At 58.7% G+C, this 17,263-nt stretch carries 13 protein-coding genes and 1 pseudogene (1 of these 14 only partly in view); 1 reads left to right on the top strand and 13 read right to left on the bottom strand.

Going from position 1 to position 17,263, the window contains the following annotated elements; translation table 11 throughout:
* The 7 genes from JN279_RS09670 to JN279_RS09640 all read right to left on the bottom strand — a co-directional run.
* On the bottom strand, positions 1-7 hold the 5' portion of the coding sequence (locus JN279_RS09670; protein WP_096450537.1) for a type II toxin-antitoxin system RelE/ParE family toxin. 305 nt of this gene lie to the left of the window's left edge; the window shows 7 of its 312 coding nt (coding positions 1-7); its start codon is at positions 5-7; its stop codon lies off the left edge, out of view.
* 3 nt (positions 8-10) lie between these two features.
* Complete coding sequence (locus JN279_RS09665) at positions 11-277, bottom strand: type II toxin-antitoxin system ParD family antitoxin (RefSeq protein ID WP_096450539.1); 267 nt, start codon at positions 275-277, stop codon at positions 11-13.
* Between the two features lie 447 nt (positions 278-724).
* Positions 725-2,524, bottom strand: coding sequence for a recombinase family protein (locus JN279_RS09660; RefSeq protein WP_202352634.1), 1,800 nt, complete (start codon positions 2,522-2,524; stop codon positions 725-727).
* Positions 2,521-2,796 carry a hypothetical protein gene (locus tag JN279_RS09655; RefSeq protein WP_096450543.1) on the bottom strand — a complete coding sequence of 92 codons (276 nt, stop codon included), beginning with the start codon at positions 2,794-2,796 and terminating at the stop codon, positions 2,521-2,523. Before JN279_RS09655 ends, JN279_RS09660 begins: the two co-directional genes overlap by 4 nt.
* Positions 2,797-2,918: 122 nt before the next feature.
* Entirely contained in the window at positions 2,919-3,533 is a 615-nt protein-coding gene (locus JN279_RS09650; RefSeq protein ID WP_244734488.1) for a hypothetical protein, read from the bottom strand.
* Positions 3,534-4,213: 680 nt separating this feature from the next.
* Positions 4,214-5,083, bottom strand: a complete 870-nt coding sequence (locus JN279_RS09645; protein ID WP_096450545.1) for a hypothetical protein — start codon at positions 5,081-5,083, stop codon at positions 4,214-4,216.
* A gap of 10 nt (positions 5,084-5,093) precedes the next feature.
* Positions 5,094-5,636 (bottom strand): deoxynucleoside kinase, encoded by a 543-nt coding sequence (locus JN279_RS09640; protein WP_274608676.1) that lies wholly within the window; start codon positions 5,634-5,636, stop codon positions 5,094-5,096.
* 663 nt (positions 5,637-6,299) lie between these two features.
* Here JN279_RS09640 and JN279_RS09635 point away from each other — a divergent pair.
* Entirely contained in the window at positions 6,300-6,896 is a 597-nt protein-coding gene (locus tag JN279_RS09635; protein ID WP_202352633.1) for a hypothetical protein, read from the top strand.
* A 344-nt stretch (positions 6,897-7,240) separates the two neighbouring features.
* Here the strand turns inward: JN279_RS09635 and JN279_RS09630 are convergent, their stop codons facing one another.
* From JN279_RS09630 to JN279_RS09605, 6 genes and pseudogenes are all read right to left on the bottom strand, one after another.
* On the bottom strand, positions 7,241-8,176 hold the full coding sequence (locus tag JN279_RS09630) for an AbiU2 domain-containing protein (protein ID WP_096450553.1): 936 nt from the start codon (positions 8,174-8,176) through the stop codon (positions 7,241-7,243).
* A 319-nt stretch (positions 8,177-8,495) separates the two neighbouring features.
* A pseudogene (locus tag JN279_RS09625) lies at positions 8,496-8,585 on the bottom strand (pseudouridine synthase); the annotation flags it as partial.
* A 33-nt stretch (positions 8,586-8,618) separates the two neighbouring features.
* Positions 8,619-11,738, bottom strand: a complete 3,120-nt coding sequence (locus JN279_RS09620; protein ID WP_096450555.1) for a helicase-related protein — start codon at positions 11,736-11,738, stop codon at positions 8,619-8,621.
* On the bottom strand, positions 11,728-13,569 hold the full coding sequence (locus JN279_RS09615) for a phospholipase D family protein (protein WP_202352632.1): 1,842 nt from the start codon (positions 13,567-13,569) through the stop codon (positions 11,728-11,730). Before JN279_RS09615 ends, JN279_RS09620 begins: the two co-directional genes overlap by 11 nt.
* 4 nt (positions 13,570-13,573) lie before the next feature.
* Complete coding sequence (locus JN279_RS09610) at positions 13,574-14,749, bottom strand: DUF6361 family protein (RefSeq protein WP_096450557.1); 1,176 nt, start codon at positions 14,747-14,749, stop codon at positions 13,574-13,576.
* A 436-nt stretch (positions 14,750-15,185) separates the two neighbouring features.
* A complete protein-coding gene (locus JN279_RS09605; protein ID WP_244734486.1) occupies positions 15,186-16,529 on the bottom strand; it encodes a hypothetical protein in 1,344 nt (447 codons plus the stop codon).
* Positions 16,530-17,263: the final 734 nt, after the last annotated feature.

Below are 17,263 nucleotides of genomic sequence, written 5' to 3'. Positions count from 1 at the left end.
ACTCCACCCCCTACTTGGCTTTCGCCTGCTTCGCGCGATGACGCGCTTCAAGCCGGGAAAAGACCGTTTCGGCAGGAACCCCCTTCGCCGGTTCCCGTTGGAGCTCGGCCAGGCGTCCCGGAATTTCCTCGCGCAGCCACCTCTCCCGCTCCGCCTCGAAATCCTCGAGCATGCGCAGGCCGGCGCGGACAACCTCACTGGCATTGTTGTAGCGGCCTGATTCGAGCTGCTTCCTGATGAAGCTCTCATAGTGGTCGTTCAGGGCGTAATTTGGCATGACAACCTCTGGAAAAATATGGGATCATAGGAATATAGCAATAGATGTCATTTATTGCCAGAATCGGTCGATTCGGTAGCACCGCCTTGATTCGGATTGTTCCGCAGACAGGGGTTTGATTCGCCCGCTTCGGTAGAGCCGATGTATCGCCGGCCCCAAGCCGCCGGCGCGATCGGGATCGAACCCGCAATCGATAGCTGCAGCAATCTGCTCTCGTCATCCAGGAGAGATGACGGCACTGAAGCCGGCTGAAAAAGAAGCCCGCTGCTAAATTCATTTCGCATTTGGTTGTGGGCCGCCGCTTCGATTCGGCTTTGCCGTCGGCCTCTGCCGAGAGGGTCCGATTCTTTTTCGCGCGGCTGGGCTGAGGCCTCTTTTCAAGCCCTGCGTTCCTCATCGACTGACGACGTCCGCGCCGCCAATGCGAACGGCCTTCTGGCTTTGCGCCTAGCGGGCCGTTTTATGTTGGTTTTGGGGTAGGCTTTGAGTTTTCTGTCCTGCGGCTTTGGCTTTGCCTGCTTGCGGGCCGCTGATGACAGGTTCGAATCGGCGGCCAGCGTCAGCAAAAAGCAAAACGGCCCGCTTGAGGCGGGCCGTTGAATGTTGGTTGCGGGGACAGGATGCCCCCTTTGTCATAACATCGTCGGACTGTTGGCTTGGGTCAGGTTTGGCGAGTTCGAGGATGCCGAACAGCTCGCCGCGCAGCTCGGCATGGACCTCGCCGCGCTTGTCGCCGGGTGTGAGGACGATCTCTCCGATCAACGAGCGCAATGCCTCAGCGGCTGGACGTCCGTCCTCGTGGTCGGCGAGCGCTTGCGTGAGTTGCTCGACCCGCTTCTTATAAAGAGTGGCGATGTTGGGATGCAGGTCGGGCACGTCAGTGGGCGCCGCTGCCAGACGCACGGCGATCTCCGCCTTCTGCCTCTCCAGGTCTTCCATTCGCGCTTTCATCGAAGGTTGGTATAGGCCATCCTCGATCGCGGCCATGATGCCGGCGATGGCACGCTCGATCTTGTCGAGCGCTTTGCGGTCCTGTTCGCCTTGCGCGCGACGCTCCTGGTTGAGGCGGTTGGTCTCTTGGGCATAGGCCCTGATCGCCTCGGCCACGTTATCGGCCGAGACCAGCCTTTCCCTTAGGCCTGCGAGGACTCGCTGCTCAATCTTCTCGCGGGTGATGGTCCGGCCATTGTCGCAGATGCCCCGGCGCTGGTGGTTGAGACAGGCATAGCGGTCTCGTGTGAACAACCCGTAGCGCCCGCCGCAGCAGCCACACGTAAGCAGGCCGGAAAGAAGGGAGACCGGCCGCTTCATGGTGTGCAGCTTCCTCGCCCGGGCCTTGCGCGTGGCGATCGCCACCACCTCGAACTGGCTGGCGATGGATTTCTGTCTCTCCCTCACGGCCTGCCACAATTCGTCCTCAACGATCCTGAGATGCGGCACCTCGGTGCGGATCCATTTGGCTGGCGGATTGGCCCGAGAGACCCGCTTGCCGGTGGCAGGATCCTTGACGAAATGCAGGCGGTTCCAAACCAGCACCCCGGTATATAGTTCATTGTTGATCACGCCGGTGCCCCGGATGACATGCCCGCGCACGCTGGTATCGCCCCAGTGTCGGCCGAGCGGACCAGCAACGCCTTCTTTGTTGAGGTCAACGGCGATCGCCTTCGGGCTTTTGCCGGCGGCGAACTCGCGGAAGATGCGACGCACGATAGTCGCTTCCTCCGGCACGATCTCTCGATCGCCCCGGATGGGCTCGCCTGCGGCATCCAGCTTTTTCACCACTTGGTAGCCGTAGCACAGCCCGCCACCGGCCTTGCCCTTCTCCACCCTGCCCCGCAGGCCGCGATGGGTCTTGAGGGCAAGGTCCTTGAGGAACAGAGCATTCATCGTACCCTTGAGGCCGACATGCAGCTCGCTGATCTCGCCCTCGGCCAATGTCACGATGGCAACGCCGGCGAATTTGAGATGCTTGAAGAGGATGGCCACATCTGCCTGATCGCGGCTGATGCGATCGAGCGCCTCGGCCAGCACCACCTCGAAGCGGCCGCGTTGGGCATCGCGCACCAAATGCTGGATGCCTGGTCGCAGCACGGTGCTGGCACCGGAGATCGCCGCATCCTCATAGTTACCCGCCACGCTCCAGCCCTCGCGCGCCGCCTGCTCGCGGCACAGCCTCAACTGGTCCTCGATGGAGGCATCGCGCTGGCTGTCGGAAGAATAGCGGGCATAGAGTGCGACACGGGTCATGGCGGCAGATCCTCTCTCCTGTTGCCAGAGGGCTTATCGTCCTGCCCCCTGCCCTCTCCCTCTTGGCGGCCCGGCCGATTGTCGTTGGCCGCCTGCCCCACCTCGAATGCCTCCCGCGCCAACTGCCGGCCGATCAGCCGGGCAATATCCAGCACCACCCTATCCAGTTTGGCGACCCTCATGTTTGCAGTGCGACCTTCGGGGCCGACGAGGTCGCCGCTATTGTTTGCCGGAACCAACGCCTGCGGCTCAGTCCTGGTTTCCTCTGACATGTCGGTCGCTCCCAATGGTGGATCGACCTGCGATCAGAGGCCGCCGAGCGGCGAAGGAAAGCACGAAATTCACGTGATAGGGCCACAGCGTGCAATGACTTGCGCCGTGCGGTTTCGGCGTGTCAGGAGAGCGCTACATCGCCACGGCACTCCGCCGCGCCTTCCTCTTTCAGGGCCGCGACCAGCTTGACCGCGGACTCCCAATGCTTGGCAACGTCGCTCCGCGTCCTTTCCCGGCTCCGGCGGCCAATCGGCAAACCTCCCGCGATCGCCTTCAAGTCACGCAGCACGGAAGCTATGTGCGGCCACGGGAAATCGGCAGGATCACCAATATCTCGATCGGCGCCGACGATCACTTCCAACTTGGCGATGACGCCGACGAGCGACGTAGCCTCGACTTCGGGGATCGAATCTTGAAATTTTAGAGCTTCGGTCATCGCAAAGACCTCGGCTTCGCAAGCTATGAGATGCTCAGAGTCTAGGCCCATAGTAGACACTGATAGTTGCCACGGCATCGGCTCGCCTGCGGTCAATACCTGAATTCCGGTATTGGCGATCATTCGCGCCTCCATCCGCTGCTGAATTCGGCACAGCAGCAATGAGGCATACCGAGCTCGTTGCCACTCGCTCCACAGTCTCAACGCGGAATCTGTGGCCTGGGGCTCTGGCCTCTCAAGCTCATCGCGTTGCCGGCCGATGACGAAAGGCAAAGTCGTGGTATTGTCGGAATCAACCATGATCCGAGCTCCAAACAGCTTGGGTTGTGGTCAGGCCGAGCGACGTGTTCGTGCACGTTGTTCGGCCGCAAAGCGCAAACCACAATTTACGTACATACCGTACATTACGGACATAGTCATTGTCAAACACGCCCGATGCTATTGATAACAAAACTGAGCGCTTCGAACTGCGGCTTACGAGTGACTTGCTTGCCCGCGTTGACGAATGGCGCCGAAATCAGCCCGATCTTCCCACCAGATCGGAGGCTTTCCGCCGACTTGTCGAAGCTGGTCTAGGCTCTAAGACGACCGGCAAGCCCGAAGCCGACGGCACATAAGTCCCGAGGAATTGGCAGGCGCTCCGGTCTGATCGCCCGCTAGATAGATGCCATTGAACGCGCTGATGCTTCGGTAAGTGTTCTTGGGCGCGTCACCAACGCGCTAGGAATGGAACCGGAAACAGTCATTCGCAAAGCGAACAGCAGTCATTCAGAATAAGTCCGCGCATAGCCGCTCGCGAGCGCGCCCTAAACCGCGCCGCAGCGAGCGAGCGGTGGGTTTGCGCCTCATTCAGGTATCCCAAAGCGGACATGCCGGCCAAGGGTCTGGACGGGGCACGCCGTAGACAACGCGGTTTAATTTCTGCAGATGCGGAAGATTCGGGAAATGCTAACGCCGCGAGGGCACCGGCTACCTCGCCTTCACGCACCGATCTTCGCAGCCGCGTTACTCTCGATCATCGGCACGCTAGCCGGAAACAATGCGGGCTTCATCGCGCGGATTTCGTCAACGAACCCGTCGTCCAGCAGGTCGGAACGTATGAGTTCTCCGGCATAACGGACGAATGACATTAGTTTGGCGTCGCTCTCCTTGAATGCGCCTTTGACATTGCTAGACACAACAAGCGCGAACGGCCGTCCCAAATCCAAGCTAAGAAGTACCGACGACCTGATCTGCTTGCGCTGTTCGTCCGTCGTGAACGAATAGCTTGCCTTGGTGTCGTGGGTATCGCCGACTACGCGCGGCTGCGAGGTGGGGTTTGACAAGACCTTGGTCACCTCGTAGCCCTTCTCGATATAGAATTTTGCGTTCTGTTCACGAAGAGACATGCTGCGCGCCACTGTATCATGGTTAGAGTCGAAGTAGCTGAACAGCAGTGGCTCTTTTGCATCGACGAACACGCAAAGCTCGAAGTGAGAGCCGGGAACCCAGCCCTGAAGCGTTTCTTCGACAAATCGCAGCGTACCGGTCACCAATGCCTTGCGCGTTTCAAAAACCTCCCGATTGCTGCGGCGACCATCCTCGATAATGCCGCTTCGGTCCGTTGCAAGACGATGCAACCTGCCCATGGGAAGGAGTTCAGGTTTAACGAAGGTATCCTCGACCAGTTTCTTAAACAGGAATCCTATGCCACCCAACACTGTAGTGTTCATGACGGCGGCTACCGTGCTGCCTCCCGAAAACCCCTTGTCGATCATTGCCCAGATGAGAGACGCTTCGAGGGACATGAAGCCCACGGTCGCGAGGCAAAACACACCGAAGATAATCCAACGCTGGATTGGGCTTAACATCGAATTCTCACTAAAAGGCGTTGATTAGGATCTCAAGCCGACATTTCGAATTATCGAGCCTTACAAGACTCTCGGGGCGACCCGAAATCCATTCATCGTACAATTTCAACTGTGTGCCTAGATGGTCCCGGATTACTTTGGGGTGACCTTTTATGCGACCCGCAAGCGTTTCAATGTCGGCGGAGAGGTAGAGGATCAAGTCGGGAACAGGCATATCTTCTTTAAATTCACGACAGAGAACCCTCAGCCTTTGAAGCGTTTCGTCGTCAATAAGGCCCGACATGCCATGCATCCGGCAAAAGATCGAAAAATCCTCGTCAATACTACGGTCAAACACCACCTTTTTCCGGTCGGGCAAAGCCTTCCATTGAGAGTGCCTGGAACGCATAATCGCTTCTTGAACCTGTGAGCAGTATTGTCCCGGGTCCTTCACGAAATCAGCGAAAAGCTGAGAAGGCGCAGACTCACGGACCACGCTGTACCCAACCGTTGCGAGCAATCCAGCCATTGTTGTCTTGCCGGCCCCTGTCGGCCCCGAGAGCCAAATTATCAAATTGACCTCCAGAATGGAGGTTCGTAGGTAGGATCTCTTGAATGGCCGTTCAAACGCCAAATAGTGGGAAGTCTTGCCGCACTCCCATTATAGAGAGGCCCCCCATCGCCACCTTAAGCTTCTGCAGGCCGCGTAAAGCCGCACCAGCGTCGCCGTCGCCACGGATATGCGAGCAGAGGTGCCAGATAGAGTTGTTCTGCAGCGACGGCTTCTCGGCAGTTACGATCCAATAGCGGATTGACGGCCTCCGGACCCGCATAAGACATGCCTGCTTTGCGCCTCACTTCGTCATTCCAAGCGACCTAGCAATTGCCTGAAAGCGGACGTTAGGTCTTACCGGATAGCCTTCCGTGTCAGGGCGAGTAGGCGACTGAGAAGTTTCTCTATGGGTTTTCCGCACAAGCGGATTTTCCGGAGTAGTGTTGGCCAGCGTTTCCGTCGTTAGATATATCAGAAAGGCATGAGCTAGCGGCTATATCTAGCGTAAAGGTTCATGCGGGGGCGAGTTGGGCATGCTGCGGGCAAGTTAGATTGGATATTCATTTGTATCCATCTCCTTGAAGCGTCGACTTCACGGGATTGGAAGCTGTGGAAAAGAATTTGCTGGAATAGATGATACTCACAAAAAATCAGCGCGACGTAATATCGGAAGCTTTTCGCTCAGTGATCGACGAGGTCGTAGTCGAGCATTACGATGCCCTCACGCAGGAGCATCAGCTTAGCTCCCGAATTGGACAAGCTCTTGAGGACAAGCTGAACGGCGAGCGCTTTCTCGGGGCAGGATTGTCAATCATTACCCAAGACATGCCCGATAAAGGCATTGGAGCACTCGAGAAAAAAATAGGGACAGACATGTTCATCGGTGTGAGCGTGGAGGGCCAGTTTGACAAGGGGTTTCTCGTGCAGTCGAAGTGGCTACACAATGTGGATCCCAAGCTTCCACAGCAATGCCAACGAATGCTCGACATAACCGCAGCTTCCTTTGTGTGGTTTTACGGCGCGAGGGGCGTGCGAATTCAGCGCGCCGAGAAAGTCATTGAAGGGTTGATGCATACTCGTCACCAAGAACGCACCTGGTCTGAGAACCCTGCGAAATTAATGGGCGACGTTCTCGCCTGTCGACGCGGTGATCACAGCCTTGGAATTCCCGCCGGACCTAACAGGCGAGCTCGGCTCACGTCGATGCTGAAACAGATGGCGGCGGGAACCGCCGTCTCGATTGCTGTTAAGCCGTGGGGTGAAGACATTCGCGACATGTGACTTGAAGGCGCAAACGTGCAGTTCTTCTATAGCCAGTGCAGTGGGCAAGTACCCGCTCCCAATTGGCGCCCTCAGATTTGATAGCCGCAGGCCGCCATACGGCCTCGGTCTACCGTCCGACAAACACTAAACGAACGGAAGGTTCGGTGGGCGATGAACGCGGTCTGAACGGCAACGATCGGTCGTATGCCGAAGGACAGCTATTCGCTAGGTGCGAGCTGAAACCAGACCATCTGGAACGGACACCAATCAACTGCAGGAATTTCAAACAGTTATCATGTTCTCCGTAGCAATTGCTCAGGTCTCCTATCAACGCCGCCCAAGGGGATGACCTAGCCGCCGACCTATCCATTTCCCGAAAGAAGCTGCTCGGGCTTTAGGTGCCATGATGCAATATCCTGATCGATGAGGTCCCAGTTTGCATCAAGCTCCGGCATATCAGCTTCCGACACCGCAGCCATGTCGAGCCCTTCGAATTGGTTACCCTGGTACACGGCCAGAGTGGAAATTTCCCCGTTGGCAAACCAGAGCCCGATCAAGTCAGTAATCTCCTTGAGAGCTTTGAGCGCCTCCCTCGCGTCTCGTATGTCAAATTCCTCGAGACTCCTCCCCAGACGACTCTCAGCGTTGCCTGCATGAGCGATGTGGGTAGAGGCATATTCGCTGATGCGATCGAGCTCCGCGAGACGTCTTTCGATCAAGTCCAGAACGGCGGGATCGATCAGGTCAATTTCGCTCCGATCGGCTTCCTTGACCCCGCTGAGATAATCGAAGTCTCTATGACAAAATTCGCTGAGGGTTAGGGCCGGGTCGCCCCATATGGCCTTTCCCGCAGAGGCTTTCACGGCCTGCCAGTTCTCCTGTCGAAGTGCCTCTAGATCGTAGCGGCACATCCGAAGATGCTCGACATAAATGCGCCGGGTGAGTTTAGGCCGGCACGCTTTCACGTCGTTGAGGATCGCCCGAAGTGAATAGACCCCACGAGGGCCAACAAGTGGGTGCGGATCAAGCAACTTCCTAGCCCCGAGGAGTAGACTGGACCAGTAGCCCTTTGCCAACAGATCGAAAAGCATCTGATTTAGCGATGGCCCATCACCGTCTGGACCTTCCGCTCGCTGCCGTTGGCTGGCGAGACTGACGATCCTGATTGCTGTTCGGAACGCGGCATGATCCCAGAGCATGGCTCCCATGGCGGTTATGATACCGGTGGTGTCATCGCTGTAGGCCAGCTTCCAGTTTGCAATGCGCTGAAGCAGAGCGTCGTCCGCCTGTTTGCCCACAATGCCCTCTCAGACTTCGAGTATGTACTTGACCGAACCGGTATAGCGCCCCAGACGGTTAACATCCGAGTAGCTGATTTGAGAACGCTGCGCCCATCTTCGCCAACTGCGTCAGCTTTGGGTCGCTTGGCGTCATCAGTGCATTGACCAACAATGGATCGAATGCCGAACAGCAGCTATCGCTGGGCGACACCCCTGACCGGACCGTCAACTCACGGCCCCGAACTGGACATAGAGCAGATAAGTAGGCAGCGGCGGTTACCAGAGGGGATTGCTCCCCAGCGTCGTCAGGCGAAACGCCTAAGCTCGAAGGCGGTCCATCGCCGATCACCGGATGGCCGATATGGCCCATGTGAACGCGTATCTGATGGGTTCGGCCTGTCTCCAACCGGCATTCGACCAGGCTTGTGGCTCGTGCTGAAGGTTGTTTCGAAGCTTCATGCTAAGGCCGCAATCTGATCTGAAGTTCATCGAACTCGCTTGCATCGAAGCCATTGCCGACCAGCCGGACAAGGTGGGCCAGGAGATCGTCCTGTCTTGGCTGCCCAAACGCCAGTCGGTAGACCGTTAGGCTTCGTTTCAGCCATTGGAGCCGCTTCTCCTCTCGGCTCAATGGTATCAGCGGCACGCGCCGCTCTACCTTAGTCGAGCCCTCAAAAATCCAATATGGAATGAGCTCGTCGCGGCTTTTGGTAGCGCGTCGTGCTGCGGCGAACATGGCGGCCCAGGGGTCTGCAGGTGGCTTTCGGCCTTGTCGCACTGCGTGAGCGTGTGCCTCGGCGACGTTCAGGCGAATGGCGTGGCCCTTGAAGCGGTGGACCCGCCCTTCGCGCTGCTCCAGATCGACCGGGTTGCCTGGCAAGTTCCAGTGATATACCCGGTGGCAATACGGATGGAAGTCCAAACCCTCCTGGCCGATCGAGGTCGTGGCAAGGACGAATGGCCTGAAGGGCGAGTTAAAGGCTTCGCGGACCGTTGACAGCCGAACGGCACCACCTTCCTCATCCTTGAGCTCGGCCAGGCGCATCGCAAACCGACCGCGCATCTTGATTGGCTTTCTGAAGACAATGCGCCCGTTCTCGGCCCTGACGTCGTCGACCTCGATCTGAGATGGGCGAATGGACAGCGCCCTGACCATGGCCTCTGCCACGCCTTTGGCGCGCTCGGTCGGTGACTTGGCGACCAACCCTTCGCCTTCGACGAGGTAATGGGCGTATTCGTCGAGAACGGATTGGAGATTGTGTGCTGCGGAATGGGCGAGAACGCTGCGCCAATAATGCTCATCGCTCTCCTGGCGTAGCAGCGCCACGGTCTCGTGCTGGTTGAACAGGGTCCTGAAACCCCAGGCCACGTGGGCCGCGGCCTCCAGAAGCTCTGGGGCATCCCAGGCAAGTTCGGGCGCAATGCGTCGAATGGCGCGGACCGCGCATACCGCGGGGCTTCCCAGCGCAACATCCACGAGCAATTCCAGTGCAGTTTCGCTGCCGTCTTCTCCGATGCCTTTTGCGGAGATCAGCTCGGCGACGTGGTCTCGGAAACCTGCTTCATTGCCGGTCGAGGCGAAGGCTCCGCTCCGCAGCCATTCCGATGCCCTATTGCCAGCCGCGACGTCCAGCAACGCTGCCGTCGACCATTCCCAGTCTCGCGCGCTCAAGGTTTCGCCATCCTTGGCCTTGGGAAGCCCAGCAAGACGTTCGGCGAGCTTGTGGCGCAATGCGGTCCGCATCTCCTCGATGGAGGGCCGTTTGGCAGCGGCCGCAAAAACAGCAAATGGGTCGCCCAGTTCGGCCAGCAGAGGGGAGGGATAGATGAGGTTGAGCGTGCGCAGCGTGGCCGGCCGATTGTTGGCATCCAGCCGAAACTGCAAAGGCCGGCGTTTCGCTGCGTCGGAATAGGCCAGCTTTGTTTCCGCAGCGCCCATACGTCGTTCGGCTTCGTAGGAGATGAGGGCTGCGAGCGCGTCCGGGACCATCTGCCAAGCGGAGAAGACCAACGCCTTGGTCAGCGGCGGCGCCTTGGCCGCTTCCCCATAGTAGGGGAGCGACGGGGTGATCCAGAGGTGCTGATCAAGCTTGGCGTCGAACAGGTCCGACATCAGTGCTCTCAGCCGGGCATTACCCGGCTCCACTGGCTGGTACTTCTCGATGTCGTCCATCCGCAGTGCCAACGCTTCCGCCTCGGCAACTGCTGCGACAAGAGCGGGGTTGGGCTTCGCCACCGCGTCCTTAAGCAACTTCTTAAGCTTGTAGTCGCGCATGAAGTTCAGCAGGTAGGGCGCGGACTTCCAGTATTCGATGATCTCCGGCGCCCCAGCGCTTCGCGCGACCTGCGCCGCCACCATCGCTTGACGAAGATCCTCCGCGGCTACCTTCGCTTCCATCTGTGGCTCGCTCAGCATCGAGTCCCTCTCGATGGTGCTGTCGACCCTTTCGGTGCGGCTCATCACCTTCTTGAGGCGAGCTTCGATGCCCTTACGAGCCTTCTTCGCTTGCTTGGTCGCCGCCGGCAACTGCTGGAGGAAGCGTCGAAACTGGCGCATCTCCAGGTCGAGTTCATCAGCGACCGCGGAGGCGCGATCACGACCGTGCAGGAAGCCGATCGTCTTAAGGAAGTCCTTGTAATGGTCGCCGTCATCGGGCGAGTCCTCGGACAGCGTCAGCATCTTGTATGGGGTGGCCGAGAGCAGCAGGGTGCGGGCACCCGTTTCCTGATCGCCATACTCGAAGAGGGCGCGCGCCAGCTCTGCGGCATCGTCCTCGCCCGATAGCAGCTCGCGGAAACGCTGAAATTCGTCGAGGATGATCAAGTCTGGTTGTAACGCCACTACGCAAGCGTGCGAGAGCGTCTTTCTCAGTTTGGCGACCAGGGACGTGCGCGCCCAATTGGATGGCTTCGGGTATTTCTTCCGGTACGTGCCGAAGAGCTCGCACACCTCGCCCAATTCGGCCATGAGCACTTTGTTCTTCGAGACGGCGGACTGGAAGCGATGGACGATCGTCTTGTCGATGCCGTCCAGGGTCATCTGGCTGACCTGCCAGTTCCAATTCTTTCGGCTAGCGCCCACCTGCAAAGCGTTCTTTAGCGAGGCCAGTGGCGCCAACGGTTCGAGTAATCGCAGCAGCAGCGCGCGCTCTTCCATCACGCCGTTCGACGAATGCAGGTTGAAGGTCGTGCCGGGCGTGAGGCTGATGAAGTTCACGCCGTTCGCGTTGATTGTGTTCTTCTCGCGCATCCGCAGCGGCATCAACGTGATGCGCGTGGGCAGGGCCATCGCTTCCTTGCCCATCACGTTCAGCCGGTTGAGGTTCTGTGCCGCAATCGACTGATTGGAGCAGATGTAGACGATGTCGATGCGCTTCGCTTTGGGCCAGAGCATCTCGATGGTCTTGGCGACGATACCGCGGGCGACCATCGTCTTGCCAAGGCCGACCTCGTCGGCAACGAGGAATTGGCGCACTTGGTCGGACCCGTGCAAACGGTCGAAGACGTAGTCAACCGTTCTGCGTTGGAAGTGCTTGAGCTGTGCCAGCGACAACGACGCATCGAAAGGCTCACCGCGCATCTTGAGTCTCCAAGACCGTGCGGAACACCCGCCAGAGTTCCTTGAAGTGCGGTGGGAGGCGGTCGTCGGTGCCGTCCTTGGCGCAGGCTTCCATCCGGGTCACGAGCCGATCGACGGCGCCGAGGCGCCCGTCACCAGCGCAAAGGGCACGCATGAGATCTTCAAGGATTGGCTCGTCATCTGCGCCGGATCCCCAATCCCCCTTGGCGTTGCCGTTCGTCTTGTTGGGCGGCGGCAGTGGATGTTCGATGAAGGACGCCAGAAGGAGCCGAAGATAAGCCATGAACTTTTGTCGGCTGTCGACGACCCAATTGAGGATGGCAAGATCGCGCTCCTCCGGCATGCCCTCGACGTCGAGACCCGTGCTGAAGATCTCGCTGCGACCCGTTGCGAGATCAGTGATCTCCATCGCGATGAAGCGGGTGAGGTCAACCAGCGGGACCGAACCGAGATCGATGGGAGAGTCGGTTCGGACGCCGTCAAGCACGTCCTTGGCGTGACCTTCTCCAAGAGTGATCGGCCACGCGCGAATCCGACCGAGCTCTCCAAGCTGCAAACCGTCACTCGGGATCAGCCACAGCCGCCAACGCTTGGTATCGTCCTGCAGCGCTTCGCAGCGAAGCGACAGTACTCCGCGTGCCAGAGTTCTTCGTGCATCGAGAAGGCGCTGCTCGGCAGCGACCTCTTGGGCTGCAGTCGCTTCGACCTCGTCCGGCTCGAATGCCCTCAACATCCTACCGAAGCCCTGGTCGCCCAGGATGTCGTCGATGGAGCCGAGCTTGGACTTCTGACCATGGAGGCTCGCGAAAACCTCCACGTTCCGAGTCGACTGTCCCCGTTTGTTGAGAAGGGCGGTACGGGTGGCGTTGCCCGACCCCAGAGTGAGCGTCGTGCGTCGGCCGTCTTCCTGAACGAAGATTTTGGCGTGAAGGCCCTGCTGCTCATTCGGCAGAGGCTCCTCGCCATCGTCGCCTTCTGCCATTTCGTCGAGCACCAGGACCTGCTCGAACTTGCCCAACGTCGCCTTAGAGATGCAGGCAAGCTGGTCGGGCCTGCTGATCAGTTTCTTAGCCGCGCGCGGTGCCAAGGCAGCCAGATGCTCCAGGGCCTCTTCGTCAATGAACGGGGACATCACGGCGATGCTCCTGCTCTTGGCTGGCTTCCAGCCCCCGGCTCCAATGCCATTGACGTGTAAATCTAAGGCGTCGCAGCCCGGAGGCATGTCCCATTCGACGTATCTGAGTTCGTCGGCCATCGCCAAGGTCATGCGTCGCCGCGCGTCGTCCATCGATCCAACGGCCATGCTTGGCAATTGTTTAAGCAGATCGTGCAGTGGCCTGTTGCCAGCGGAGGGCCTCGATAGGACCGTCCCATCGAGCGACAGCGCAGCGTCCCAGGATCTATCGCGCGTCAGGTTGCGCGACAGGATCAGCAAGCGCATTTTAATTGGATCGTCGTGGTCGAGCGGCTTGAAGCGCATTGCCCACAACTTGGGATGGAAGCTGCCATCGCCCGGCGACTTCACTTCAACGATGGTCTTCTCAAGGAGTGAGGTCAGGCGTGATCCCTCGCCCCTGTCGGCATGGATCTGCCCGGCATCGGCGTAGACGACAAGTCTTTTAGCAGTGCGTTCAACGGCTTCGAGCAGTGCGACGTGGTCACTCAGGACATCGTCTCGGTTCTTAGACACCAAGAAGGCAATGCTGACCGAGATTGCCAAGGCCGTCTCGAAATCCATCGAGAAGGTTGTGGCCACCCCGCAATCGAACTCGTAGCCCGGGGGAGCCTTCAGGCTATCGCCGTAGAGAAGCCGCGTTTCCGGATCCAACATCGACCTAGCCACGGGCAAGGTCCTGCAGATGACGGCTCGCTTGCGACCAGCGGAACTGGAGGCGGTAGGCGCCGGACGCCCCCTTCCAGCGGCTCAGTGCTGCCTGATTGGTAAAGCGCGACAGTCCCTTCTTGAGGCGACGCTCTCGCTCCTTCACCAATGCCAGCCCCTTGGCCTTGTTTCGCTTGAGGCCGCCACTGATCTTGAGCAGGTCGGTCCAATCGGTTACGAACCGTCGCGCCGGTTCGAGCACCCGATGCGCGGGGTGGCGGATCTCGTCCCAGAAGTCTTCCAGCGACCAGTGCTTCAACCGGGCAAGATCAAGGTCCTGCTGCCACTTCGCGATGCCCGACTTGTAGTCCTCGACCCAGTCCTCCTTGCCCCGGAGCTGGCTGAGCTGCAGATTGTAGTGAAGGGCAGCACCGTACATGGCCTCCGAGAAGATCGAGGCGTGCTCGACGAGCCGGCGCATGCGGGCCGGGAATTCGGAGACGTGCGGATGTGCCCAGATGTAGCCGGCCCGAGCATTGCCGCCCTTCCGAGCGAGGAAGGTCAGCAAGCTATCGGGATTGCTGGCGTTGAGGCGGTCCACGATGAATTCGGCTTCCTCATCGCTCAGTGCAAAGCTCGTGTTTTCGAAGAGGCCTTTTGGCGCCGCGGGAAGCTGCGGATGCCACAGCGCTAGCCTGGAACGGTTCGCATCATAGTCGTCTTCGGCGTGGTCCCTGCTGGACTCTTTCGGCCAGGACGGCAGCGAAGCGGCATAGGAGTCGATGGATCCGGGGAACAACCGGATGCCCCAATTCTCCAATCCAGCCCAATAGACGCTGGCCGGCAGCCTCTTCAATTCGCGGCCGGCATTCACGCCGATGACGCCATTGCTCTCCATGCCTGCGACCAGGGCATTACGAAGCTTGAGCTGGTCGGACCGCATCTGATCCAGCACCTCGATGGAGCTGCGATGCCGAGGAAGCCGGGAGAAGATCCAAGGCACGAACAGCATGTAACGGAGGCGAGTTTGAACGGTGCTGGTGCCGGGGAAGAGGTGATCGGCAATTGAATCCCGGATCGCGCCCAGCCCCAGCTCGTCCCTTGCCTCATGCTCGGTGAAGAGCTGCATCAGGGCGTTCGCCCGGTCGCGCTCCTTTTCGTCGAAATCAATCCACCCGATTGAAGACAAGAGTATCCCCACATGTGCGGTGCACACGAAAAACTAAATGTATGAAGCGCTTGGTGCGCCCCTTCACCAGCCATTGCAACGTGCACGAATAAATAGATTCGAGCAATTAGGGGGTAGAGGTTATTAGTCAGGTTTTTGCTGTTTTGACGCGCAGTGGAAGAATGCGTCGAATTATGACTGGTAATCGATAGAAGGGCCTCGCATGTATGAGCTGCGTGGATCGCCGCGAGCTCCAAGCAGCCGGGATGATGGCGCAGGATTAGCTCTAATGAAAGAGGGGGGCGTAGCAAGAGTTAGGGGGCAGCGTCGATGCTTCTCAACCGGCCCCTTCGCTTCACGGAAGCGGGCACCTTAACGCCAAGCGCTTTCCGAAAGCGGACAGTCCGGATACGGTCCCGTTGCCGCCAAGAACAAGTCTAGGCAGCACAAATCTGGTCTAGACGAATTTTGCCTGGTACCGCTCCTGCGGCGCCAGCCAGCTTTCGATGAAATCCAGCGGATCGACGCTTTCCATCATTGCTCTCGCGAGAGCCAGACGCTCCTCCAGGCGCTTGCGGCGATCTTCATCATCCGTAGTGTTCAACCGCTTTTCGGCGTCCACGAAAAAGCGCTCTATTGTCATCGCCTTGCCCCACCGTTCAATAATTTCCGCAAGCTGCTGCTGGCTATCGGCTAGGGCCTGAGCCACCTTGCGGGCGTCCTCCTGCTTTAGATAGCGCTCCCACTCCTCCTCTCTTTCTTTCTTCCTCTTCGCGGCCGCCACATCCTCGGCGTCCATAAGGCGTTGAACAGTGCCCTTGGCCGCCTTCAATGTTTCCACGATTTTTGGGATCAGAGCGCCCATCGCTTCCTGCTCGGTTTCTTGCCAACTGACAGACCAGTCGACGCCCTTTTTCGGCGAATAGGCAACAACCCGAAAGCGCCCGCAGGGCATGTCCTGCTCGTTTGTCCAGGAATGCGTTAGCTGCCAAGGCTTGGCGGACCGGATGAGCCTGCTGTCCTCCCGATGGTATTCACCATTGAAGTATCGCACCGTCACTCTTTCGGTCATTTCGGTGATGGCGAGCCCGATCGGCACCGTGTCGACATAGAGGACGGTAGGTCGATCCGGAGCCCAGATGCTCCCTGAGTGATATTGCCCGTATTTGCGATCCTTGCTCTCCACCTCCTGTTCTTTGATGCGGATGCGATCAAGGTCGTCGGCAGGCGGCGCGACTTGAACGCGGTATCCCTGTTCGTCCAACGCGAGATAGAGATCGTTGGCGATCGAGAGTGCGCGAAGCAACTGGGTCTCTGAGGAAACCAGATCCGGCAGGATTCTCTTGTAGGGCCTAAGGAACTCGCCCTGTTTTACGTCGCGTGTTTTTCGCATGTGCTCTTCAACGCCGAAGAGCAGCCGATGGCGCGCCGGGCGATGGGGTTTCGCGGCAGGTTTGGCCTTGCGAACAGAGCCTTCTTTCGCGGTTCTCTTTCGGCGTGGCTTTGGAGTCGGCGACGTTAGCTCAATCAGTTCGTCCGATGCCTCCGGCAGTGGCGGCAAGTCTACCGGGAGCCCGAGCAATTTACGCGTCCAATATCCCGACCCAGGATAGGGAACCTGATACCGCTTACATATCGATGCCAGCACCATGCCGGAAATTCCGAGCTCTGGAGCGATTTTGCTGAGAGGCCTCTCGCAGACTCGATTGTAAAGCTCAAGGCGTGTCAGTTGCACGGCGAAATAGGTCTCAATTCGATCGTGGCCGATATCGCACCGCCAGCAGCGGCTGGTGATGCACATCGCTCGTCATCCGCCTATCAGCGGTTTGGATAACTTTTAAGACAGCGTGGCGCCGGCTTAATCCATTCATAGTAGCCGGGCCAACGTTCGCAACTTGGGCGATCGAGGTCGCAGACTGCCGGTCAAAGATGCCATGTCGACAAGGGTGCAGGCTGCCCTCATGACAACGCGGCAGCCATCCAGGGCCCAACCTCGCGGCGGTGCGGAACCACTTCCAAATATCCGTGGACAATCGCAATCGCCGATTGAGAAGCACATTGTAAATTATTGAGCTAAAACAATTGTTTCGAATCGGAGCGCACATTGCAGAAAAACCTCACAATGTGCCGAGGGCGCAAAAAGTCCTAGCAAAAACAACCAACCGACCGCAGCACAATGTGCGCCCTTTTATCTTGCCGTCTTAATCGGTTGTGTTTGGTGATATTTTGTAGCCATCGTCGTTCCTCCTCCATGATGCGATAATATACGAATCTATTCTCCGTGCTACGATTCCGCTTTTGGACGTTGAGTTCCGATGCGCCGTGCAATCTTCCGCGCTCTGCGACGGGGTGTTTCGGCCGCATGGTTGCAGCGCTCGAACCGTCGTGGCGCACTTTTCCATCGGACTGACGGAGCATCGTCACAGGCAATCGAGCGCGGTCCGGCTGTCTCATCGTCGGCACGGCCGCGGGCAAGATAACGTGCGTTCCGTCGTTCCTGGTCTGCATCGGTCCTCATCCGCCGGGGCGGATCTC

This window comes from Mesorhizobium sp. 113-1-2 (genome assembly GCF_016756475.1).
Taxonomy (GTDB): domain Bacteria; phylum Pseudomonadota; class Alphaproteobacteria; order Rhizobiales; family Rhizobiaceae; genus Mesorhizobium; species Mesorhizobium loti_C.
The sequence above is the reverse complement of the archived record's forward strand: the minus strand, read 5'-3'. Positions and strand labels throughout refer to the sequence as shown.

Coding starts and splice junctions, on each gene's coding strand:
- JN279_RS09665 (WP_096450539.1), bottom strand. CDS start 277: ATGCCAAATTACGCCCTGAACGACCACTATGAGAGCTTCATCAGGAAG.
- JN279_RS09605 (WP_244734486.1), bottom strand. CDS start 16,529: ATGTGCATCACCAGCCGCTGCTGGCGGTGCGATATCGGCCACGATCGA.
- JN279_RS09620 (WP_096450555.1), bottom strand. CDS start 11,738: ATGCGCGGTGAGCCTTTCGATGCGTCGTTGTCGCTGGCACAGCTCAAG.
- JN279_RS09660 (WP_202352634.1), bottom strand. CDS start 2,524: ATGACCCGTGTCGCACTCTATGCCCGCTATTCTTCCGACAGCCAGCGC.
- JN279_RS09655 (WP_096450543.1), bottom strand. CDS start 2,796: ATGTCAGAGGAAACCAGGACTGAGCCGCAGGCGTTGGTTCCGGCAAAC.
- JN279_RS09615 (WP_202352632.1), bottom strand. CDS start 13,569: ATGTTGGATCCGGAAACGCGGCTTCTCTACGGCGATAGCCTGAAGGCT.
- JN279_RS09645 (WP_096450545.1), bottom strand. CDS start 5,083: ATGTTAAGCCCAATCCAGCGTTGGATTATCTTCGGTGTGTTTTGCCTC.
- JN279_RS09650 (WP_244734488.1), bottom strand. CDS start 3,533: ATGGTTGATTCCGACAATACCACGACTTTGCCTTTCGTCATCGGCCGG.